Annotated in this window: 21 protein-coding genes; 11 read left to right on the forward strand and 10 right to left on the reverse strand. The window is 47.0% G+C overall.

The window, feature by feature from the left end:
* The first annotated feature begins 74 nt into the window (after positions 1-74).
* Positions 75-1,016: an EamA family transporter gene (locus L1D15_RS03090; protein WP_239874634.1), complete on the forward strand. Its 942-nt coding sequence runs from the start codon at positions 75-77 to the stop codon at positions 1,014-1,016.
* Here the strand turns inward: L1D15_RS03090 and L1D15_RS03095 are convergent.
* The 5 genes from L1D15_RS03095 to L1D15_RS03115 form a co-directional block, all read right to left on the reverse strand.
* Complete coding sequence (locus tag L1D15_RS03095) at positions 996-1,901, reverse strand: hydroxymethylglutaryl-CoA lyase (protein WP_239874635.1); 906 nt, start codon at positions 1,899-1,901, stop codon at positions 996-998. The genes L1D15_RS03090 and L1D15_RS03095 overlap by 21 nt on opposite strands.
* Complete coding sequence (locus tag L1D15_RS03100; RefSeq protein WP_239874636.1) at positions 1,898-2,710, reverse strand: enoyl-CoA hydratase/isomerase family protein; 813 nt, start codon at positions 2,708-2,710, stop codon at positions 1,898-1,900. The genes L1D15_RS03095 and L1D15_RS03100 overlap by 4 nt, the downstream gene beginning before the upstream one ends.
* Before the next feature lie 9 nt (positions 2,711-2,719).
* Positions 2,720-4,324: a carboxyl transferase domain-containing protein gene (locus tag L1D15_RS03105; protein WP_239874637.1), complete on the reverse strand. Its 1,605-nt coding sequence runs from the start codon at positions 4,322-4,324 to the stop codon at positions 2,720-2,722.
* Between the two features lie 10 nt (positions 4,325-4,334).
* Entirely contained in the window at positions 4,335-5,504 is a 1,170-nt protein-coding gene (locus L1D15_RS03110; protein WP_019275779.1) for an isovaleryl-CoA dehydrogenase, read from the reverse strand.
* A 69-nt stretch (positions 5,505-5,573) separates the two neighbouring features.
* On the reverse strand, positions 5,574-5,951 hold the full coding sequence (locus tag L1D15_RS03115) for a MerR family DNA-binding transcriptional regulator (RefSeq protein WP_345779238.1): 378 nt from the start codon (positions 5,949-5,951) through the stop codon (positions 5,574-5,576).
* Between the two features lie 253 nt (positions 5,952-6,204).
* Between L1D15_RS03115 and L1D15_RS03120 the strand changes: the two genes are divergently transcribed.
* The 7 genes from L1D15_RS03120 to L1D15_RS03150 are packed head-to-tail and all read left to right on the forward strand — an operon-like array spanning position 6,205 to position 13,745.
* Positions 6,205-7,416 carry an acetyl-CoA C-acyltransferase gene (locus tag L1D15_RS03120; protein WP_239874638.1) on the forward strand — a complete coding sequence of 404 codons (1,212 nt, stop codon included), beginning with the start codon at positions 6,205-6,207 and terminating at the stop codon, positions 7,414-7,416.
* A gap of 17 nt (positions 7,417-7,433) precedes the next feature.
* On the forward strand, positions 7,434-8,927 hold the full coding sequence (locus L1D15_RS03125; RefSeq protein ID WP_021455129.1) for a CoA-acylating methylmalonate-semialdehyde dehydrogenase: 1,494 nt from the start codon (positions 7,434-7,436) through the stop codon (positions 8,925-8,927).
* Between the two features lie 11 nt (positions 8,928-8,938).
* Positions 8,939-10,093 (forward strand): acyl-CoA dehydrogenase family protein, encoded by a 1,155-nt coding sequence (locus L1D15_RS03130; protein ID WP_239874639.1) that lies wholly within the window; start codon positions 8,939-8,941, stop codon positions 10,091-10,093.
* 18 nt (positions 10,094-10,111) lie between these two features.
* On the forward strand, positions 10,112-10,900 hold the full coding sequence (locus L1D15_RS03135; RefSeq protein WP_021455857.1) for an enoyl-CoA hydratase: 789 nt from the start codon (positions 10,112-10,114) through the stop codon (positions 10,898-10,900).
* An 8-nt stretch (positions 10,901-10,908) separates the two neighbouring features.
* On the forward strand, positions 10,909-12,039 hold the full coding sequence (locus tag L1D15_RS03140; RefSeq protein WP_239874640.1) for an enoyl-CoA hydratase/isomerase family protein: 1,131 nt from the start codon (positions 10,909-10,911) through the stop codon (positions 12,037-12,039).
* Positions 12,040-12,071: 32 nt separating this feature from the next.
* The gene (gene mmsB, locus L1D15_RS03145) at positions 12,072-12,974 is read left to right on the forward strand and encodes a 3-hydroxyisobutyrate dehydrogenase (RefSeq protein WP_239874641.1); all 903 of its coding nucleotides are present in this window, start codon (positions 12,072-12,074) and stop codon (positions 12,972-12,974) included.
* A 12-nt stretch (positions 12,975-12,986) separates the two neighbouring features.
* A complete protein-coding gene (locus tag L1D15_RS03150) occupies positions 12,987-13,745 on the forward strand; it encodes an SDR family oxidoreductase (RefSeq protein WP_006960839.1) in 759 nt (252 codons plus the stop codon).
* A gap of 64 nt (positions 13,746-13,809) precedes the next feature.
* Here the strand turns inward: L1D15_RS03150 and azu are convergent, their stop codons facing one another.
* Both azu and L1D15_RS03160 read right to left on the reverse strand, forming a co-directional pair.
* Positions 13,810-14,265, reverse strand: a complete 456-nt coding sequence (gene azu, locus L1D15_RS03155) for an azurin (protein WP_239874642.1) — start codon at positions 14,263-14,265, stop codon at positions 13,810-13,812.
* A gap of 101 nt (positions 14,266-14,366) precedes the next feature.
* Complete coding sequence (locus L1D15_RS03160) at positions 14,367-16,034, reverse strand: electron transfer flavoprotein-ubiquinone oxidoreductase (protein ID WP_239874643.1); 1,668 nt, start codon at positions 16,032-16,034, stop codon at positions 14,367-14,369.
* 215 nt (positions 16,035-16,249) lie between these two features.
* Between L1D15_RS03160 and L1D15_RS03165 the strand changes: the two genes are divergently transcribed.
* The 3 genes from L1D15_RS03165 (at position 16,250) to L1D15_RS03175 (ending at position 19,207) form a co-directional block, all read left to right on the forward strand.
* Positions 16,250-16,999, forward strand: coding sequence for an electron transfer flavoprotein subunit beta/FixA family protein (locus L1D15_RS03165; protein ID WP_239874644.1), 750 nt, complete (start codon positions 16,250-16,252; stop codon positions 16,997-16,999).
* Between the two features lie 11 nt (positions 17,000-17,010).
* On the forward strand, positions 17,011-17,949 hold the full coding sequence (locus L1D15_RS03170) for an FAD-binding protein (RefSeq protein WP_239874645.1): 939 nt from the start codon (positions 17,011-17,013) through the stop codon (positions 17,947-17,949).
* A gap of 94 nt (positions 17,950-18,043) precedes the next feature.
* Positions 18,044-19,207 carry a GGDEF domain-containing protein gene (locus L1D15_RS03175; RefSeq protein WP_239874646.1) on the forward strand — a complete coding sequence of 388 codons (1,164 nt, stop codon included), beginning with the start codon at positions 18,044-18,046 and terminating at the stop codon, positions 19,205-19,207.
* On the opposite strand, the gene L1D15_RS03180 is transcribed toward L1D15_RS03175, so the two are convergent.
* The 3 genes from L1D15_RS03180 to pdhA are packed head-to-tail and all read right to left on the reverse strand — an operon-like array spanning position 19,200 to position 22,403.
* Positions 19,200-20,336, reverse strand: a complete 1,137-nt coding sequence (locus L1D15_RS03180) for a dihydrolipoamide acetyltransferase family protein (RefSeq protein ID WP_239864076.1) — start codon at positions 20,334-20,336, stop codon at positions 19,200-19,202. The two genes, L1D15_RS03175 and L1D15_RS03180, sit on opposite strands and share 8 nt — an antisense overlap.
* A complete protein-coding gene (locus L1D15_RS03185) occupies positions 20,333-21,316 on the reverse strand; it encodes an alpha-ketoacid dehydrogenase subunit beta (protein ID WP_239836331.1) in 984 nt (327 codons plus the stop codon). The genes L1D15_RS03180 and L1D15_RS03185 overlap by 4 nt, the downstream gene beginning before the upstream one ends.
* Positions 21,309-22,403, reverse strand: coding sequence for a pyruvate dehydrogenase (acetyl-transferring) E1 component subunit alpha (gene pdhA / locus L1D15_RS03190; RefSeq protein WP_239874647.1), 1,095 nt, complete (start codon positions 22,401-22,403; stop codon positions 21,309-21,311). The genes L1D15_RS03185 and pdhA overlap by 8 nt, the downstream gene beginning before the upstream one ends.
* Between the last annotated feature and the right edge of the window lie 697 nt (positions 22,404-23,100).

Raw genomic sequence — 23,100 nt, forward strand, 5'->3', positions numbered from 1 at the left:
TTTTCTGCAAAGTCTAATACTCTTCGCTTGTTTAAGCTGTGCTTATCAAAATGATAAATACAAAGAGTACAGCTATGAGTCAGAGGCTAAAAACACACAATGAACAGCTTGGAGTTCTGGTCATCCTGTTTGCTTCTTTATTGTGGGGGACGACTGGTACCGCAGCCACGTATGCGCCTGATATAAGCCCGTTGGCTATTGGTGCTTTTTCTATGGGTGTGGGTGGACTTCTACTGGCTCTGTTTGCTTGCAACACGATCAGAAAAGATCGGCGCATATTGAAATCCAATAAAGCTATTTTGTTGACCGGAGCACTTGCTTTGGCCGTTTACCCTCTCGCGTTTTATAGCTCTATGAGAATGGCCGGTGTGGCGATTGGGACGGTAGTCTCTATCGCGAGTGCGCCATTCTTCGTAGCATTTCTGGAGTGCCTGTTTGGCAAAGAGAAAACAATTGATACCCGCTGGGTGATAAGCCTCATCGTGGGCGCAACTGGTATCCTTTTACTGACTCTATCAGAGACATCAACTTCCACACAAACTGATATTCAACACATGAAATACATAGGAATAGCGCTCGGATTGCTTGCAGGTTTCACCTATGCCACTTACGCGTGGGCGGCCAAAATGCTCATCACTGAAGGTGTACATTCCAAATCTGCGATGGGAAGTATTTTCGGGCTGGGCTCACTATTGCTGTTACCTTCACTGTTTTTTACTGGTGGTAATCTGTTTGCGACAGCAATAAATACATCTGTCGCCTTGTACATGGCGTTTGTTCCAATGTTTCTTGGTTATGTCTGCTTTGGTTATGGGTTAAAAACAGTGTCTGCCAGCAAAGCGAGTTTGTTGACGTTGTTTGAGCCTGCTGTAGCTGCAGTATTTGCGGTGGTTGTGGTGGGAGAGCATATTGGCATGTCAGGATGGGGAGGAATTGGGCTGATAATGGTTTGCTTGTTACTTCAATCCTATCAGCCCAAAAATAGAGAGAGTTTGTTAGCTACGCAAAGCCAGTGAAACTTTGGAAGTCGGCTGACGCCCTAAGGCATCGCTGATTTCCCATCCAGCCTGAGCGAGGCGATTTAGGTCCACGCCCGTTTCAATCCCTAAACCTTGGCAAAGGTAAACCACATCTTCGGTCGCAACGTTACCAGAAGCACCCGCAGCATAAGGGCATCCCCCTAAACCTGCTACGCTGCTATCTACAACACGAACGCCCATTTGAAGGGCTTGGTATATATTGGCGAGCGCCTGCCCCCAAGTGTCATGGAAATGAACTGCGACCTGTTGTGGAGGTACTCGCTCAAAAACCGCGTTGAGCATGTTCGCAATTCGTACTGGCGTACCCGTACCAATCGTGTCTCCAAGAGACACTTCATAGCAACCAAGATCAAGCAGTGCTTGAGCAACCTGGGCTACCTGACTGGTTTCGGTTGGGCCGTCATAAGGGCAATCGACGATACAGGATAAGTAACCTCTAACCGGAATGCCTTTGTCTTTTGCTAGAGCCACCACTGGGCGAAATCTTTCCAGGCTTTCTTCAATAGAACAGTTGATGTTCTTCTGACAGAAACCTTCTGAAGCCGATGTGAATATCGCGACTTCATCGGCACTGGTGCTTAGGGCTTGTTCGAAGCCTCTCAGATTGGGAGTCAGCACCGAGTAAGTCACACCTGTTATACGAGTGATTTGAGACATCACCTCCATCGAATCTGACATTTGTGGTACCCATTTTGGCGAAACAAAGGAACCCGCCTCAATGTGTGTTAAACCGCAGCAGGACAGTTGGTTAATAAGTGAAACTTTCACTTTTGTAGAAACCAATTCCTCATTTTGCAAACCGTCGCGAGGGCCTACTTCAACTATCTTGACTGACTCTGGCAGTAACGAGGTCGTCGTCATTTACGGCCTCCCATTGCCCAATTTGGTGGTCGCTTATCAAAGAAAGCTTTAAGACCTTCTTGCCCTTGTTCAGACACCCTGATTTTTGCGATTAATTGACTGGTGTATTCAATTAAAGCATCGTCAAGTGCCTGAGAATCACACTCGCGAATCAGAGCTTTGGTTTGTGTAAGCGCAGCAGGGCTATTAAGCTGCCACTGATTTACCATTTCAGTAGTGGTTTTCTCCAGCTCGCTGGCTTCAACGGCTTCATGAATCAAACCAATCTCAACCGCTTTGTTGGCGCCAAAGCGTTCTGCAGTCAGCATGTAGCGTCTCGATTGGCGTGCACCAATCGCGCGGTTTACATAGGGCCCGATGGTCGCTGGAACAAGTCCTAGCTTTACTTCGCTGAGACAGAACAAGGCGCTTTGATCAGCAATCGCGACATCACAGCAGCAGATGAGCCCAAGAGCTCCACCAAACGCACAGCCATGAACAACAGCGAGAGTAGGGTGAGGGAAGTGATCCAAGCAGCGCATCAACTGAGCAAGCCTTGACGCATCTTGCTGATTTTCCTGTTCACTTTTACCTACCATTGACTGCATCCAGCCAAGATCAGCGCCAGCGGAGAAATGCTTTCCGTTACCACGTAACACTAAGCATCTAACATCCGACCGCTGTGCCAGTGAGTTAATCGATTCTATCAACTGTTCGATAACCTGCGCGTTGAACGCATTGTGCTTGTCTGGCCGGTTAAGTGACAGATTGGCAACGCCGAACGTATCGACGTTGCAAGTGAGATAGTCGGTATCTTTCAGAGTGGTCATGTCAGGCTCCTACATTCTAAAGATACCGAAATGGCTATCAGGCATCGGAGCATGTTCTGTCGCGGTGAGCGCTTGGGCGAGAACATGTCGAGTTTCTTTAGGATCAATGATGCCATCATCCCAGAGGCGTGCACTGGCGTAGTATGGATGGCCTTGTTCTTCATACTGATCAACGATGGTTTGCCTGAACTGTCCTTCTTCCACCTCTGACCAAGGTTCACCTTGGCGTTTCAGGACCTCACGCTTCACTTGGGTGAGTACGCCAGCTGCTTGCTCGCCGCCCATTACTGAGATGCGAGCGTTAGGCCACATCCACATCATCGTTGGCTCATAAGCTCGACCGCACATACCGTAGTTGCCCGCTCCGTACGAGCCGCCAATGATGATGGTGAACTTAGGCACATCAGCACAAGCTACTGCCATCACGAGCTTAGCGCCATGTTTGGCGATGCCACCTTCCTCAACTTTTTTGCCGACCATGAATCCCGTAATGTTCTGTAGAAACAGCAATGGAATTTTTCGCTTGGCACACAACTCGATAAAGTGGGCGCCTTTCTGGGCTGACTCCGCAAACAAGATGCCGTTGTTGGCGACGATGCCAATGAGTTTGCCTTCGATTCGAGCAAAGCCACACACAAGCGTTGTGCCAAATAGGGCTTTAAATTCATCGAAATCGGAATCATCAACAATGCGTGCAATCACTTCTCTCACATCGAAAGACAAGCGCAGATCGGCATTGACGATGCCGTAGATATCTTCAGCGGGTAGACGTGGTGGCAACACCTTTTCTGTCTGGGGTATCACAGGCTCTTGATTGCTGCTTGCAAGTGCTTCTCGCGCCATATGGAAAGCTTGTTGCTCATTTTCTGCGTAGTAGTCTGCAACCCCAGATTTACGGCAATGAACATCTGCGCCGCCAAGTTCTTCGTCCGTCACGATTTCACCTGTGGCCGCCTTAACGAGAGGAGGCCCGGCAAGGAAAATGGTACCTTGTTTTTTCACGATAACAGAGACATCCGCCATCGCTGGAATATAAGCGCCACCTGCGGTACAAGGCCCAAGAACAACCGCTATTTGTGGTATGCCTTTGGCGGACATGCGTGCTTGATTAAAGAAAATACGCCCGAAATGGTCTTTGTCTGGGAACACCTCAGCTTGGTGAGGTAAGTTCGCTCCACCAGAGTCGACCAGATAAACACAGGGCAAGTGGCAGCGTTCAGCGATTTCTTGTGCTCTGAGGTGTTTTTTCACTGTCAGTGGGTAGTAGGTACCGCCTTTGACTGATGGGTCGTTGGCCAGCACCATACAGGTAACCCCTTTTATTTTGCCGATACCTGCAACGACCCCCGCACAAGGGATTGATTCTTCATAAACATTCCACGCTGCGAACTGACCGACTTCTAAAAAGTCTGATCCTTGATCGAGCAGAAGATCAATACGTTCGCGTACCGGAAGTTTACCTTTCTTTCGCTGTCTTTCGACAGCCCTAGCGCCACCACCTTGTTTGATGGATTCAACATCTGCGTTCAATTTTTCGACCAGTCCACTCATCGCTTGCTGATTTTTAGTGAACAGGGGAGAGTTGGTTTTGATTTTAGTTTTTATGATTGCCATAACATCCTCGTTAGCGTGACTCTTCAAACAGTTCACGCCCGATAAGCATCCTGCGAATTTCAGAAGTACCTGCGCCAATTTCATAGAGTTTGGCGTCTCTTAATAAGCGACCGGCAGGGAATTCATTGATATATCCATTACCGCCTAGCAGCTGGATGGCATCGAGTGCAAGCTGTGTTGCTAATTCGGCACTGTAAAGAATCGCGCCAGCGGCATCTTTTCTTGTTGTTTCACCGCGGTCACAGGCAGCGGCAACGGTATAGACATAAGCGCGTGCTGCGTTGGCACGGGTGTACATATCCGCCACCTTGGCTTGAACTAACTGGAACTCACCGATGGACTGACCAAATTGCTTACGGTCATGAACGTAAGGCACAACAAGGTCTAAGCAAGCCTGCATGATGCCTAGTGGGCCAGCAGCCAGTACCACGCGCTCGTAATCTAAGCCACTCATTAAGACTTTGACGCCTTGGTTTACTTCACCAAGTACGTTTTCAACGGGAACTTTGCAGTTGGTGAAAACCAGCTCACAGGTGTTCGAGCCTCGCATACCGAGTTTGTCGAGCTTTTGAGCGTGACTGAATCCTTCAAAATCACGTTCGATGATGAAAGCGGTGATGCCTCGTGAAGCCGCGCTAGGGTCGGTTTTGGCATAAACGACGAGTACGTCCGCATCTGGGCCGTTGGTGATCCACATTTTGGTGCCATTCAGCACATAATGATCACCGCTTAATTCGGCTTTGAGCTGCATACTGACTACGTCTGAGCCTGCATTAGGTTCGCTCATTGCCAGCGCACCAATGTAGGAGCCATCGATTAATTTAGGTAGGTATTTTTCTCTTTGAACAGCATTTCCGTTGCGGAAAATCTGATTCACACACAGGTTAGAATGAGCACCGTAACTAAGTGCTACAGAAGCAGACGCACGGCTTATCTCTTCCATGGCTACCACGTGTGCTAAATAGCCCATTGCAGCGCCACCATATTGTTCGTCTATGGTTACGCCAAGCAAGCCCATTTCACCCATTAGCGACCATAAGTGGTTCGGGAATTGGTTTTCCTCGTCCACTTTGGCCGCAATAGGTGCAATGTGCTCGCGGGCAAAAGCATTCACGTGTTCCCGCAACATATTCACAGACTCATCGAGCCCAAAGTTGAGGGGGGTGTACTGAGATATCATATCGCCTCCGATTCAGCGGTTTTTGCTGGTTACGATCCCTGGCGGATTAATGATGTCTCGAGAAGCGCTTTAGCTGGCTTTTGAACGCTGCAACGCTTCTTCACATCGCTGGCGAGCGGTATTCAAATCGTCAAGGACGATGGTGATGTCCTCAAGTTGACGTTTGAGTACAGCTTCCTTCTCATCAATGATTTTGAGCATCTTAATCAACTGGGTATCTATTTGATTAGTATCGTAAAGCTCTAACAAGTCGCGTATCTCGGCCAATGAAAAACCAAGTCGCTTCCCTCGTAAAATCAACTTAAGACGAACCCTGTCTCTGCGCTGATAAACTCGCATACTGCCTTTGCGCTCAGGTTGAATTAGGCCCATATCTTCGTAAAAGCGGATACTTCTTGTTGTGATATCAAACTCTTTAGCGAGCTCGCTGATTTTGTATGTTTCCACCAGATGAAACTCCCCAACTGCCAGGTGATAGACAATCACACTTTCCACTACGACGGTAAAAAAGATTTTACAGGTTGTGAATGTGTTTCTTTACGTTAACGTAAATGTTAGTGCTATGCTTACGTAAACGTCAAGAAATAACCATGCAAAAAACAAATGGCTTTGAAAAGTGAAAGCAGCGTCGTGAATTTAGCTGCTTTGTGGTCGCAGAGGTAGTAAAGCCGTTACTCAACAATCTTGTGAGGAGCAGGCAATGCAAGAGAAAGAGATTTGGATAGTTGCAGCGAAGAGAACGCCAATGGGGCGCTTTCAGGGCATGCTTTCTGAATATTCTTCACCCAAGCTAGGGGCGGTCGCGATAAAGGCGGCAATGGAAGAGCAATCTTTATCACCAGAGTTGGTCGATGAAGTGTATATGGGCTGTGTGTTGCCCGCAGGCTGTGGGCAAGCGCCCGCTAGACAAGCTGCTTTGGGAGCAGACCTCCCGAAAGCGGTAGGTTGTACGACCATCAATAAAGTTTGTGGCTCCGGTATGAAAGCGGTGATGCTAGCAAACGACCTTATTCGAGCGGGCAGTGCCAATTGCATTGTTGCAGGAGGTATGGAGAGCATGACTAATGCGCCGTATCTACTTAAAGAGTCACGCTCTGGGATGCGCATGGGTCATAAATCGACCTACGATCATATGTTCTTAGATGGTCTGCAGGACGCGTATGAAGGTGAACTTATGGGCGTCTTCGGTCAGCAAATTGCCGATAAGCTTGAATTTACCCGAGAGCAGATGGATGAGTGGGCAACCTTGTCGGTTAACCGAGCCATTGAAGCGCAGCAGCAGGATTTGTTTGCCGATGAAATTGTCCCTGTTGTCCTCAAGAAAGATCCTCCGCTTGATTATGATGAGCAACCACGCTCAATCAAACCCGATAAAATTCCTCAGTTAAGGCCTGCATTCGCCAAAGATGGTTCGATTACTGCAGCCAACTCCAGCGCAATATCCGACGGTGCCGCCGCTCTTGTGGTGATGGACGCGCAGACTGCCAAGCAACAGGGCTTGGAACCACTGGCGATTATCAAAGGTCATGCAACGCATGCCCGTATTCCTGCTGAATTCACATTGGCACCTGTTTACGCCATTGAGCAGCTTCTATCTCAGCTTGATTGGGCGGTGGACGAAGTGGATTTATGGGAAATCAACGAAGCTTTTGCTGTGGTGACGCAGATAGCTGTCAAACAGCTCAGCCTCGATAGCGAGAAAGTTAACGTGAAAGGCGGTGCGTGCGCATTAGGCCATCCCATTGGTGCCAGTGGTGCAAGAATTCTTGTCACGCTGATTCATAGCCTTCGTCAGTTGCAGGCTCTGGGCACAGATGGAAACAAGAACAACAAACGCGTGGTGCGAGGTGTTGCATCACTCTGTATTGGTGGCGGTGAAGCAACCGCAATGGGTATTGAGATCCCACTATAAAAGAAAAGGACATCATTATGACTCAGTCAGTTCCCTTATTTATTGGCGGTGAGTTCTGCCAGTCACAGACCAATGAATGGGTTGAGGTGACCAACCCGGCAACCAGTGAAGTCATTGCCAAACTTCCTTGTGCGACTGAACAGGAAATGGAGCAAGCAATTCAAAATGCCGCTGAAGTGTTTAAATCTTGGAAGGAAGTTGCGGTATCGGAGCGAGCTCGCTTGATGTTGCGTTATCAGCACTTACTTAAAGAACACCATGACGAGCTAGCGGAGCTTCTTTCAAAAGAGACCGGAAAAATCACCATCGATGCGAAAGGAGATGTTTGGCGCGGAATCGAGGTCGTTGAACAAGCTGCGAATATCGCTAGCAACATGATGGGCGAAACCGTAGAAAACGTTGCGACAGAAATTGATACTTACTCGATGATTCAACCGCTAGGGGTATGCTGTGGTATCACACCGTTTAACTTCCCAGCCATGATTCCCTTGTGGATGTTCCCACTGGCAATCGCCGCAGGGAACACCTTCGTTCTTAAACCTTCTGAGCAAGTGCCGCTTACTGCGATGCGTTTGGCTGAACTATTTGAACAGGCTGGCGCACCAAAAGGTGTTCTGCAGGTTGTCCATGGCCGTAAGAATCAGGTCGATAAACTGCTCGTTCATCCTTTGATTCGTGCTGTGTCATTCGTAGGCTCTGTGCCTGTTGCTCAATACATCTATCAGACGGGCACCAACTTCAATAAACGTGTTCAGGCGTTCGCCGGTGCGAAAAACCATATGGTTGTGATGCCAGACGCCAATAAAGCGCAGGTGATAAATAACTTGGTTGGAAGCTCAGTTGGCGCGGCTGGGCAACGATGTATGGCGATTTCAGTTGCCGTATTCGTTGGAAGTTCGAAAGAGTGGGTCGATGATCTCAAAACCGAAATGGCGAAGATGACTCCGGGGGCATGGGATGATGGCAATGCGGCGTACGGGCCATTGATCAGCAAAGAAGCTAAGAATCGCGTGGTGAGCTTGATTGAAGAAGGCAAAGCGCAAGGGGCTGTGTGTGAGCTAGACGGTACTCAGTGCCATGTTGAAGGTATGCCAGAAGGTAACTGGCTAGGCCCGACCTTGTTCACAGGTGTAACGACTGATATGTCGGTTTATGAGCAGGAAATCTTTGGTCCTGTTTTAGTTTGCCTGGAAGTCGAGACATTAGAAGAGGCGATTGAACTGATCAACAACAATCCATACGGCAACGGAACGTCTATTTTCACCGCAAATGGCGCGGCTGCACGCAAATACCAACATGAAATTCAGGTTGGTCAGGTGGGCATCAATGTCCCGATTCCAGTGCCTTTGCCGTTCTTCTCGTTCACCGGATGGCGTGGCAGCTTCTATGGCGACCTGCATGCTTATGGCAAGCAAGCGGTTCGATTCTATACCGAAACCAAAACGGTTACGTCGCGCTGGTTTGATGATGATATCCCAACAGGGCCAAACCTAACCATTCAACTGCGATAACGGGAGGACAAATGGATTTTGAACTTAATGAAGACCAACGTGCATTTGCTGAAACCGCTCAGCAGTTTGCGATGGATGAGTTAGCGCCGATGGCTGCAGAGTGGGATGAAAAGCAGCTGTTTCCAAAAGATGTACTTAAAGCTGCAGGTGAATTAGGTTTTCTCAGCCTGTATACGCCAGAAGAACAGGGGGGCTTGCAACTGAGCCGTCTTGATTCCTCAATCATTTTTGAGCAACTGGCGATGGGGTGCACTTCCACCACAGCATTCATGACCATTCACAACATGGTCACCTGGATGATCGCCAGTTTTGCTACTGAAGAAGCCAAAGAAGAGTTTTGTCCAAAACTGATCACTGGCGATTGGCTTGGTTCATATTGTTTGACTGAGCCGAACGCTGGCTCCGATGCCGCTTCATTGACAACCTCTGCGAAAAAGCAGGGCGATGAGTACATCATCAATGGCGGTAAAACCTTTATCTCCGGTGCTGGTGACACGGAAGTGTTAGTCGTGATGGCGCGTACAGGCGATAGATCAGCAAAAGGTATTTCTGCTTTTGTCATTCCTGCGGATGCGGAAGGTATCAGCTACGGGCGTAAAGAGCCCAAAATGGGGTGGAACAGCCAACCGACACGTGCCATCACGTTTGACAACGTTGTGGTACCTGAAAAGTACTTGTTAGGGAAAGAAGGGGAAGGTTTTACTTTCGCTATGAAAGGGCTGGATGGAGGACGCATCAATATCGCGACTTGTTCCATAGGTACTGCGCAGCAGGCATTGAATGAGGCGATGCAATACGTCAAAGAGCGCAAACAGTTTGGTAAAGAACTGGCTCAGTTTCAGGGGCTACAGTTCAGGTTAGCCGACATGGTGACAGAGCTGGTCGCGGCCAGACAAATGGTGCGCCTCGCGGCAAGCAAATTAGACAATCAGGACCTAGAAGCCACGGCATATTGTGCGATGGCGAAACGATTTGCGACGGATGTCGGTTTTAAGATTTGTGACCAGGCACTTCAGTTATACGGTGGCTACGGCTATATCAAAGAGTACCCGATGGAGCGTCATTTCCGCGATGTACGTGTTCACCAGATCCTTGAAGGTACCAATGAAATTATGCGATTGATCATCGCGCGTCGAATGCTGGCTGAAGGCTCTCAACTACTCTAATCGAAAGGATACTCAACGATGAATCATTCAGAAGGAAGTACCATTCAACATACGATTCGCAACCATGTCGCAGTCGTTACCATGAACAACCCTCCGGCGAATACGTGGACAGCGCAAAGTCTGGCTCAATTGAAGCAACTCGTCTTAGATCTTAATGAGAATAAAGACGTTTACGCCTTAGTTATTACCGGGCAGGGTGAGAAGTTCTTCTCTGCCGGTGCTGATTTAAAATTGTTTGCAGATGGTGACAAATCGGTCGCAGTAGATATGTCGCGCTTGTTTGGAGAGGCATTTGAAACCTTATCTGCATTCCGTGGTGTTTCTATTGCCGCCATTAATGGCTACGCGATGGGGGGCGGTCTGGAAGTGGCATTAGCGTGTGACATTCGAATTGCGGAAGAACAGGCGGTTATGGCACTTCCAGAAGCCAAAGTTGGCCTATTGCCTTGTGCTGGTGGTACGCAAAACCTGACGGCGCTTGTCGGTGAAGGGTGGGCGAAACGCGTTATCTTGTGCGGTGAACAGATTGATGCGGCAAAAGCACTCAACATCAAGCTGGTTGAAGAGGTTGTCAGTAAAGGGAATGCCCTTGATGCGGCAATTAGCCTTGCAGAAATGGTGGCAAATCAATCTCCGTCTTCAGTCACTGCTTGTAAATCATTGATACAAAATACAAGGACGAGCCCATTAGCACACGGTTTGATGAAGGAACGTGAACTGTTTATTCAGTTGTTTGACACTCAAGATCAAACTGAAGGTGTCAACGCGTTTCTAGAAAAACGTCAACCTCAATGGAAAAATGGCTAGGAGGCAATATGACAGCAACCGTTCATTTTAAAGAGCTACCTTGCCAAGACGGGAATACCAAGATTGGTGTGGCGACCCTTGACAATGCGCCATCACTGAATGCCTTGACCTATGACATGTTAGCTTTGCTTAAAGAGAAACTCGAACGCTGGCAAGAAGACGACAGTATTGCTTGTGTCTTATTGGAAGGGCAAGGCGAGAAAGCGTTCTGTGCTGGTGGTGACGTACGCACCATGCATGATGTCATGCGAGATCAATCCAGTCAGGAAATCGAAGCGTTTTGTACCACTTTTTTCAAACTTGAGTACGAATGTGATTACCTGATCCACACCTACTGCAAACCAATTATTGCATGGGGTGAAGGCATCATCATGGGCGGTGGAATGGGCCTTTATATGGGCTCTAGCCACAAAGTGGTGACGCCATCAACGCGTTTGGCCATGCCTGAAGTGAGTATCGGCCTGTATCCCGATGTCGGGGCTACGTGGTTCCTTAATCGGCTTGAACCTGGGGTGGGGTTATTCCTCGGTTTAACGGGAGTGATGATCAACGGTAGCGATGCGCTTGATGTAAATCTAGCTGACCACATGGTGCTCTCAGAAGAGAAAGAGTTGCTAGTTGAGCACTTGTTATCTTTACTCTGGGACGAGCAGGAAGACGCTTATGAAGCGGTGACAGATTTGCTCGTTGAATTCGCTGACAAAGTTAACGGCCACAAGCCAGACCCGCAAATGCAGCCCTTTATGCAGGATATCCAACGCGCGTGTAGCGCTAGTGATGTTGTAGAAGTAAGTAAGAACATTCTCGAGCTGGAAGGGCAAAGCAAGTGGCTCGACGTTGCGAAAAGAAATCATGCCTCAGGCAGCCCGATCACATCCCATATTTGCTTCAGGCAGCTGAATCAATACAAAGATCTGTCATTAGCCGATTGTTTTCGTCTTGAATTGAATCTCTCGGTACGTTCTGGGTTGTTAGGAGAGTTTCGAGAGGGCGTCAGATCCAGACTTATTGACAAGGATGGCGAGCCTAAATGGCAGTTCAGCCGTGTCGATAATGTTGATGAAGCCGTTATTGATACCTTGTTTGCATCACTTTGGGATGAAAAGTCGCACCCGCTGGCACAGCTGGGCCATTACTGAGCTCTACGGGCAGGGAAAGAAGGAAATAATTCATGAGTACCATAGCGTTTATAGGTTTAGGTAATATGGGCGGCCCAATGGCCGAAAACTTACTTGCTGCTGGTTTGAAAGTGCAGGTGTTCGACTTAATGCCTGAAGCAGTAAAAAAACTCGAGTCCGCTGGCGCAGTTGCGGCTCCTACTGTTGAAGATGCCGTCAAAGGCGCGGATACGGTGGTAACAATGTTACCTGCCGGCGAGCATGTACGAGCTGTATATCTTGGCGACCATAGCGGTGGTGTTGGCTTACTAAATATGGTTGAAGATGGCACTTTTCTGATTGACTCTTCGACTATTGATCCCCAGTCAGCTCGCATTGTTGCCCAGTGCGCGGCAGAGAAGGGGCTTGATTTTGTTGATGCACCTGTCTCTGGCGGTGTGGCAGGGGCAAAAGCGGGGACGCTGACCTTCATTGTCGGAGGTTCAGACAGTGCCTTTGAAAAAGCAGAGTCTGTGCTTAAACATATGGGCAAAAACATCTTCCATGCTGGTAAAGCAGGCGATGGGCAGATGGGTAAAATCTGCAACAACCTGATGTTGGGTATTCTTATGTCAGGGACTTGTGAAGCACTCAACCTAGGCATTGATAATGGATTGGACCCGAAAGTCCTTTCTAACATCATGCTGCAGAGCTCTGGCCGAAACTGGGCACTGGAACTGTATAACCCTTGCCCAGGTGTGATGGAAACAGCACCTGCTAGCAACGAATTTAAGCCAGGTTTTATGAGTAAACTGATGCTTAAAGACTTGGGGTTAGGGCTGGATGCTGCTGCGCAGAGTCAATCTTCCGTGCCTATGGGTTCTTTAGCCCGAAATCTGTATGCTTTTCACAACGCAAATGGCAATGAAGAGCTAGACTTTTCAAGTTTGTTCGAGTTTTATCAATCTAAAAAGTAACGGAGTTCGCCGATGGATCTAAAACAGAGCGTAATAGCGATTACTGGTGCAGGGCAAGGCTTAGGCCAGATGATGGCTATCACACTAGCGCAAGCTGGCGCGGAACTGGCCCTACTGGATGTTAACGAAGAAGCCCTGATGGATACCAAAGAACAGTGCAACATGCTCGGGGTTAAAGCACTGACTTACAAAGTTAATGTGACGGATGAGCAGGAAGTGGAGCAGGTATTCAGTGACATTGTCACTGATTTTGGACAGTTAGACGGCCTGATCAATAATGCTGGGATTCTTCGCGATGGTTTACTGGTGAAAGTCAAAGATGGTGAGATGACTAAAATGTCGCTTGAGCAATTCAACTCCGTGATTGACGTGAACCTTACCGGAACGTTTTTGTGTGGACGAGAAGCAGCGGTTCAGATGATCAATTCCAAGCGAAAAGGAGTCATCATCAACATTTCTAGCGTTGCTCGTGCTGGAAACATCGGTCAGACAAACTATGCGGCGTCTAAAGCTGCTGTAGCGACTCTGGCGGCGACTTGGGGTAAAGAGTTGGCAAGATATGGTATTCGAGCGGCCGCTATTGCACCTGGTGTGATTGAAACGTCTATGACGGGAGCGATGAAACCAGAAGCGCGTGAGCGTCTGGAAAGAATGGTACCTGTGGGTCGGATGGGCGATCCCAAAGAAATTGCGAATACGGCTAAGTTTATCTTTGAGAATGACTACGTGAATGCGCGTGTATTTGAAGTCGACGGCGGGATATTCATGTAAAGCTTAAGCTTTCAAACGTTAAAAAGGCACGTGAGTTACGTGCCTTTCTTGTTTTAGAAATGAGTTATTTCAACTCGAATTTCCCTTTCATAATTGCCCAGTGGCCAGGGAAAGAACAGAAGAAGGTGTAGTCACCACCTGCTTTCATTTTTTCTGTACTGAATGTCACTGAAGTGCTTTCGCCACCACCAATGATTTTGGTGAACGCGTAAACACGTGCATCATCTGGTTTGACGTAGTTGTTCGCCGCTCCTGCAGACATACCTTCTGTACCCACAGCCTGAACATTTGCTGTATCGGTGATAACCACGTTGTGTCCCATAGAGGTTGCAGCTAGCTTACCTGTATGGTTCAACGTTAGTGTGACTTCTTTACAGCTAGACGGGACGCTAATGCTGTTAGTTGAGAACTGCATCATGTCGTTCGCATCAACAGAAACAGAACATTCTGCGCTTGCTTGAGCTCCGAAGCTGACCGAACCAATGACAACAGCAAGAATTCCAACACTACGTTTAATCATATTTATTCCTCACAGTTTGTAGTTGAGACCTATTCTCATATACGTAAGAAATAGAAACTTTGATCACTTTCACTAAGTGCTGGATTTCTCGTTAAATACAGTTACATATTCTGATAATTGGGACCACCGCCACCTTCTGGCGGTATCCAAGTGATATTTTGCGAAGGATCTTTTATATCACAGGTTTTGCAATGCAAGCAGTTGGCGGCATTGATCTGTAGCTTTGGCTTGTTATCAACCGTGACAATTTCGTACACGCCTGCAGGGCAGTATCGCTGACTAGGCTCATCAAAAAGAGGAAGATGATTTTCGATAGGAATACTTTCACTGGCGATAATCAGATGACAGGGTTGGTCTTCTTCATGTTGTGTGCCTGAGAGGTAAACAGAAGAGGGCTTATCAAAACTCAGTTTGCCATCGGGTTTAGGGTAGTGAATCGGTTTGCACTGGGAAATTTCTTTCATCGACAGATAATCCGCTTGCGGATCGGAAATCGTCCACGGTGCAGCTTTGTTAAATAGATACTGCCAGATGTTTTGTTCGAAGGTTGCTAATGCGCCTCCCATAATCGCACCATATTTGTGGATTGAAGAAGCAAAGTTTCGGCTCTGTTTTAGCTCGTCAAACAGCCAAGATGACTCAAACAGACTTTGATAATCGGCTTCTCTCTGGCCGCCGTCTGCTTGGAGTGCGTCAAATACCGCTTCGGCAGCGAGCATGCCGGATTTCATAGCAGTATGACTGCCTTTGATTTTTCCTGAATTCAGCGTTCCAGCGTCACAGCCAATCAACAGCCCCCCCGGAAATTGCTGTTTAGGTAATGAGTCAAAACCGCCTTTAGCAATCGCTCTTGCACCATACGAAATCCGTTCACCGCCTTCGAGGTATTGTCGAATAACAGGGTGGTGCTTAAAACGTTGAAACTCATCGAATGGGCTGAGGTATGGATTAGAGTAGTTTAAATCAATGATCAACCCGACGACGACCTGATTACCTTCTAGATGATAAAGAAAACTACCACCGCTAGAGTCTGTTTCGTTCAGAGGCCAACCTGCGCCATGAAGTACACTACCTGCCTTATGGAGTTCACTGTCTGGAGGGAGTTGCCAGATTTCTTTTAATCCAAGGGCGTAGTGTTGTGGTTGTCGACCCTCATTGAGGTTGAATTTGCTAATGAGCTGTTTGCCCAAGTGACCGCGTGCACCTTCAGCAAACACAGTGTATTTGGCTTTCAGTTCTATCCCAGCTTCAAAGGTTGGCTTTTGTTCTCCTGATTTATTCAGACCCATATCGGATGTGTTAATGCCCGTTACGGCACCTGATTCATCATAATTCACGCTAGCGGCGGCAAAACCCGGATAGACCTCAATCTCTAGCTCTTCGGCTTTTTGACCAAGCCAGCGGCACAAGTTGGCTAGGCTAATTACGTGGTTGTTGGAACTGTTGTGCATTAGCTTGGGAGTCAAAAATGTAGGCATCTTGATATGGTTGCTTGCTGTCGTCATGTACATGAACTCATCACGGGTGACGGGATTATTGATTGGCGCACCAAGTTCTTTCCAGTCAGGGAAAAGTTCATCCAATGCTTTGGTTTCAAAAATTGCACCTGAAAGTATATGTGCACCGACTTCAGCCCCTTTTTCAACAACACAGATCGATAGAGGTACTTCGTTGATTTTACTGAGTTGGGCGAGTTTGATTGCGGTCGACAACCCCGCAGGTCCGGCTCCAACGACGACGACATCAAACTCCATACATTCTCTTTCCATGGTGTAAACCTACCTTGCCAATTAATTCTTATGGATAAATATAGTGCAGTTGACGTAAACGTAAACTTTACTAAGCTGAGTATAGGTTAAAAAAACCGACATGAGTTGTGTTTAATGTGATATTAAGCCGCAAATTTGCGACATAAAACAACGATAAACACATCATCTATCAACTTGTTATCGTTCTGGAAATGCTTTAGCACCAAGGAGGAGATGTGAAAATACTAGTCGCCATAAAGCGAGTGATTGACCCTTATGTCAAAGTTAGGGTGAAGAGTGATGGCAGTGGTGTTGAAACCAACAACGTCAAAATGTCGATGAACCCATTTTGCGAAATTGCTGTGGAAGAAGCGGTTCGCCTGAAAGAATCCGGTGTTGCAGAAGAGGTGATTGTCGTCTCTATTGGTGATACTGCGTGTCAAGAGAACCTTAGGGGGGCATTGGCGCTAGGTGCTGATAGAGCTATTCATATAGAGGTAAATGAGTCACCAGAACCGCTAGTCGTGGCAAAGTTACTGAAAGGCTTAATCGAGCAAGAGCAACCTGGCATCGTCCTTCTGGGTAAACAATCCATTGACACTGACAACAATCAGGTCGCGCAAATGCTCGCCGCGTTGACTCATAGACCGCAGGGCACATTTGCTTCCAAAGTCCAAATCGACGGAGACTGGGTAAGTGTAACACGCGAAGTAGATGGCGGTTTAGAAACGGTGAAATTGGCTTTACCTGCAATCATTAGTACCGATTTGCGTCTTAACGAACCTCGTTATGCTTCATTACCGAATATCATGAAAGCCAAGAAAAAACCTTTAGATGTTATTTCAGCAGCGGATCTCGGTGTTGATTTGGTACGCAGCCATGAAATCATCGAAGTAATGACTCCAGCTGAGCGTTCTTCTGGAGTGATGGTCTCCAGTGTGGGGGAACTGGTTGATAAACTTAAGAATGAAGCCAAGGTGTTGTGAGGGAAATAAGTATGAATGCGAAAACCTTAGTCATCGTTGAGCACGATAACCAGACCTTGATAGCGGATACATTGAAAACCTTGTCAGCGGCGTCATCACTCAGCACTGAAATCAGCGCACTGGTCGTAGGCAGCGCTTGTCAGCGAGTCGTAGAGCAAGTCGCTAAAGTCGATACAGTCAAAGAAGTGTTGGTCGCAGATTCAGACGCTTATCAAGATCAGCTAGCAGAGAACTGTGCTTCATTAGTACAACAGGTTGCGGCGGACTTTACACATGTGCTTGCTCCTGCGACGACGTTTGGTAAGAACCTAATGCCAAGAGTGGCGGCTTTACTGGATGTTGGACAATTTTCAGATGTTATTAAGATTGAGTCTGAGGATACTGTTATCAGACCTATCTATGCCGGTAATGCGCTCGCAAAAGTAAAATCATCAGACCGGATTAAAATGATGACCATTCGAAGCTCTGCATTCGATATGGTTCCGATAGACGACGATTCTTCCGCAGAGATCAAGCCTGTGGATATTAACGTCGTAAACGATTTATCCCAATTGGTGGAGCGTCAGAGAACAGAAAGTGCACGTCCAGATTTACCTGCTGCGAGAGTGGTTGTGTCTGGCGGCCGAGGTCTTGCTAGTAAAGAGAACTTTGTGATGGTCGAGCAACTTGCTGACAAGTTAGGTGGTGCTATTGGCGCGTCACGTGCTGCTGTAGATGCAGGCTTTGTCTCTAATGATCTGCAAGTGGGGCAAACGGGCAAGATTGTTGCGCCAGATCTATATATTGCCGTCGGTATTTCAGGAGCGATTCAGCACTTAGCAGGAATGAAAGATTCAAAAGTGATTGTCGCTATCAATAGTGATCCTGAGGCTCCCATATTCCAGATTGCCGATTATGGCTTGGTTGGCGACCTGTTTGAAATATTACCAGAATTAACTAACTCAATTTAAAAGTAAAACCCCGCTAAAAATTAGCGGGGTTTTATGTGTAAGCGAGCAATAATTCTCCTAAACTCAATCTATTGGTGTTTGGTGAGGGGATTCGATGAGCATACACTTAGATATAGCCACATTGTCTATTATCTGTGTTTTGTTGGCTTTATGTTATTGCATTGGATTGTTATTGATTCAGCAACTTCAACCTACCGTTAGAGGTATTAGCACAATAGCTTTTGCGCTGCTTTTACTCTCCGTGAGTTTCCTTCTCCTTAGCTTTGGTAATCAAATCACTCATTGGATCTCTAAGATACTCGCCAACTCTTTAATGGCGTTTAGCTACATCATTTTACTCTGGGGAGTTTGTCAATTCAGAGGCTTCCCGAGAAAAACTGCCAACATAGGTTTTTATACTTTTCCAGTATTGATAGTCGGGTTAACCTATTTTACGTTCTTTATGCCTTCGACCAATGCACGTGTCATTCTTATGAGCACGTATGTATCAAGTTTATGCTTCATTACTATTGTTGCTAATCAAAAAGGCAAAAATGCCGACATGACACCCTCTAAGTATCTGCTTTCAATAGGATTAGCAACACAGGGCATCTATAATTTATTCCGTTTTATCTGGACGTTGTTTGAGCAAAGAATTGATGACTTCATGATTTCTGGAACCGCTCATCAACTGGCGTTTGTTAGTACATTACTCATGATCATATTCATCGGTTTTTCAGTGACATGGATGCTAACAGGGCGACTTGTTGCGACTATCTATGATACTTCCATCAAAGATGAATTGACCCAGCTTTATAACCGTCGTGCTTTGGAAGAGCTACTTCCTAGGGAAGTAGCTCGTTCGAGCCGGCACAGGCAACCTCTATCGTTGTTACTTCTTGATATCGATCACTTTAAAAAAATCAACGACACATATGGGCATCAAGCTGGGGACCGAGTGCTAAGGACTATGGGTAAGCTTCTGATACTGCAAACCCGTAAAGACGATTTAAGCTTTCGCTATGGTGGGGAAGAGTTTTTAGTCTTATTACCGAATACTGATACTGAAAATGCGGTTATTGTAGCCGAAAAGCTGAGAGAGGCGATTAAGAAAGCAAAAATGTTACCGAGTAATGTCGATTTTTGTACTGCAAGCTTTGGCGTGACTCAGTTTAACGGAAGTGATGATTGGCAAAGCGCCATAGAGCGCGCAGATCAGGCACTCTATAGCGCGAAGGAAAATGGCCGCAACCAAGTCGCGGCTAAAAAGGCTAGTTAAGCTTCATTTCCAAGTGCTCAACTAATAGTTTGGTAAAGCGAGCGGCTTCGCCTCCGGTGCACGCTCTATGGTCAAAAGTGACTGAGAGTGGCATCGCTTTGACTGCGACCGCTTCATTATTTCGCATTACGACTTTTTCAATAATACGCCCCGCACCGACGATCGCCACCTGAGGAGGGGAGACAACGGGAGTGGCATAAATCCCTGCAATGGCACCAAAATTAGACAATGTGATAGTGGCATGTTGCAACTGCTCACGGCCAATTTTCCGGTCACGGATGCCTGTCACCGTTTCATTTAACCACGAGCGTATATCTTCCGTTTTCACCTCGTTAGCGTTACGCAGAACGGGGACGTATAAACCGTGGCTGCTGTCCACTGCAATACCAATATTCACAGAGCTATGTACGCATCGAGTCATCGTTTCAGCGTCAAACCAAGCATTAAGTGCTGGCTCTTTCTCACAGGCATGAACAATGGCTTGGATCAGCCGGCTCGAGATATCTTCCCCTTTTTTCCAATTTTCTAACAAGGCCTCCTCGGTAATCGTCACTGACGCCACATTGTGATGAGACTCAGCCATGGTGCCAGCCATGGTTCTACGAGCACCTTTTAGCACTTCTGTTCCCGGTTGCTGTTTGCCAGCTTCTTCGTAAATATCAGCGTCGGTAATTATGCCGTCATGGCCGCTGCCCTTTACTCGAAGAAGATCCACCCCGAGCTTTTTCGCAAGTAAGCGCGCAGAAGGCATCGCTGTGATCGGGGAGCCTTCGCTGGTGTTGTGCGAAGCACCGATCCAAAAATCGTCGACATCGACTTGATGAGTTTGGCTTGAGACATTGCCAACAACAGTTGCAGCATCTTTCTGTTTGGATTCTGCCTTCTTTGTCGTCCCTTCTTCTTCGATTTCTAACAGAAGGCTACCGATATTGATGACATCACCTTCCTCTCCATGTCGGCTGACAATTTTACCACTATAGGGTGCTGGTACTTCGACAACAGCTTTTGCTGTTTCGACTGTTAATATAATTTGGTCTACTTCGACCATATCACCGACGTTCACATGCCATTGCACAATCTCTGACTCTGCGAGCCCTTCACCAAGATCTGGCAATAAAAATGATCTCATTTCCATCCCTCCACGAGTTCTTTTGCTGCAATAACAATGTCTTCTTCCTGAATCATAAAGTAATCTTCATTTCGGTAGTAAGGCATAACTGTGTCCATACCTGTTACGCGTTTCGGTGGCGCCTTAAGAGTGCACATAGCATGCTCGGCCGCACGCGCAATGATCTCCGCACCGACACCACAGGTTTTACTGGCTTCGTGCACGACCAGTAAGCGTCCTGTCTTGTCGAGCGATTTCAAAATAGTATCCATATCGATAGGTTTGATGCTCGCGAGATCTATTACCTCAGCTTCAATACCTTGTTCTGACAGCCTTTGTGCTGCTTGTAATGACTCAACCACACAAGCGCCCCATGTGACTAGTGTGACGTCACGGCCTTTGCGAAGCGTAAAGCAACTATCAAGCGGTAGAGCTTCGCCATTATCAATGACATTAGACTTAACTGTGCGGTAAATACGTTTAGGCTCAAAGAACATCACAGGATCATTACTACGAATAGCCGCTAGCAGTAATCCATAAGCACGCTGGGGTGATGATGGAATCACAACTCTGAACCCTGGAATGTGAGCGAACAGAGCTTCGATGCTCTCTGAATGATGCTCTGGTGCATGGATACCACCGCCAAAAGGTGCACGAAAAACCGCCGGGCAGGTTAGGCGGCCTCGTGTTCGATTACGCATTCGAGCAGCGTGACACATCAGGTGCTCCATGGCGGGAAACACAAACCCTTGGAACTGAAACTCTGCCACAGGTCTCAAGCCCTGTGTTGCCATACCGACACTCACACCGCCGATCAAGGCTTCTGCAAGTGGGGTGTCAATGACTCGTTTTAGACCAAACTTTTCTTTTAGCCCAACAGTGGCACGGAATACACCACCATTGTCACCCACATCTTCACCTAAAACGACAACCTTAGAATCCTTGCTCATTTCATGATGCAAGGCGAGGTTAACTGCTTCAACGAGTGTAATCTCAGACATGTTTGCCTCCCTGCATTCGCATCGCTTTATTGATCAGTTCATCTCTCTGGTTATTCAGTTCTGTAACGGGGGATTCGTACAGATAGTCAAACGCAGATTCAGGAGCTTGAGGAGGGAGGTTAAGATAACGTTCAACCGCTTCTTCGACTTCTAGCTTTGCTTTAGAAAGTAAGGCTTGCTCTTCTTCTTCAGACCAGTGCCCGTAATTGAGGAGGTGATTTTTGAGGCGGAGAATGGGTTCGTATTGCCAAGCTTGGTTTAGTTCATCTTTGCTACGGTAACGGCTGGCATCATCTGCGGTCGTATGATCACTGAGACGATAGCTGATTGCCTCAATAAGCGTTGCGCCTTTACCTTTTCTGGCTCTATCTAGAGCGGTAGATACAGCGTCAAACATGGCAACGACATCATTGCCGTCCACGGTAATACCCGGTATTCCCGCCCCTTTAGCTTTCTCTGAGAGAAAATCAGCTGCGCACTGCAGAGCACGAGGGACGGAAATGGCCCATTGGTTATTGTTAACCACAAAGACCAGTGGAATATTCCAAGCACCAGCACAGTTGATGGACTCAAGGAAGTCACCTTTTGATGTTGCACCATCGCCACAGGTGACGAGTGCAGCATTATGGTCGCCTGCTATTTTTAACGCCGCCGCCACACCAACTGCATGAGTACATTGTGTGGCAATAGGAACACAGAATGGTAAGTCTTGGCACGATAGGTGACTACCCTCTGGGCAGAAGTCACTACCGCGTTCATCACCACCCCAGTATTGAAGATTCTTCTCCATACCGATACCGCGAACCCACATTGCAGGCATATCACGATAATAGGGGACGAAAACATCTTGTACTCGCAGTGCGTGGCCGATGGCAATACCAAAGGCTTCAGCTCCCAAGTGAGACGGGTAGGTTCCTAGCTTTCCGGTTCTTTGTAAGGCGACAGCTTTATTGTCGTAGGTGCGTGCGACAACCATGTCGCAATAGAACTTTTTCAGTGTCGCAGCATCAGCCCACTCAGGGAGTGGTTTAACTACTTGACCATGATGATCGATAAATCGATTCATGGGTAAGGCCTGAACGTTCATCTCAAGCTCCTTGTTACGCTGCATTCTTTGGCAGCAATTGATTAACATCCTCCGGGCAAAACCAACTTTCACGTACTGAACTCTGTTATAGCCTGAAATACTATTCTAGAGAATTAGCCATATGCATTCTTTCACACTGCTATATAAACTTAATCCAGTGATGAATCTTGGTTATGCCAGTTAACCTAAGTGTAACCAAAATGTTAAATTGCGCCTGATTTGGGGTGTTACCTCGGAGTAAACTAATTCTTACAAACGTTAAAAAACAGATGAAAGTGCTGGTTTTTTTGAGTGGAAATATCGAAATCTGAAAAGATTCACTATCGATTTGGAGAATTTTACAAGAATATTATCCGGATTTTTTTGCAAAATTTGTCTGAAAACTTCTTTTTGATACTCACAACAGAGCCAAACTCGTTACTAAATGAATAACTCTACGATGTCATTGATTCACACACGACGTATTGGTTTATTAAATGACGCTATTACAGGCAGATATATGTTGATCGAGAATTATTTTTGATGAATTTAACAGGTTAGACCAGTTTGTAATTACTACTTAATGAGTAGGGCGGATTGACTTTTTTTGATTTTATTTCAGATGGTTACTTATTTTTTAACCTCAGGGTTTAATTTTCCATACAACAATAAATCTAACCAAAATCGAAAAAATCGACTTTTATGATTACACTTATAT

It is taken from the genome of Vibrio sp. Isolate25, assembly GCF_022398025.1.
Lineage (GTDB): Bacteria > Pseudomonadota > Gammaproteobacteria > Enterobacterales > Vibrionaceae > Vibrio > Vibrio coralliilyticus_A.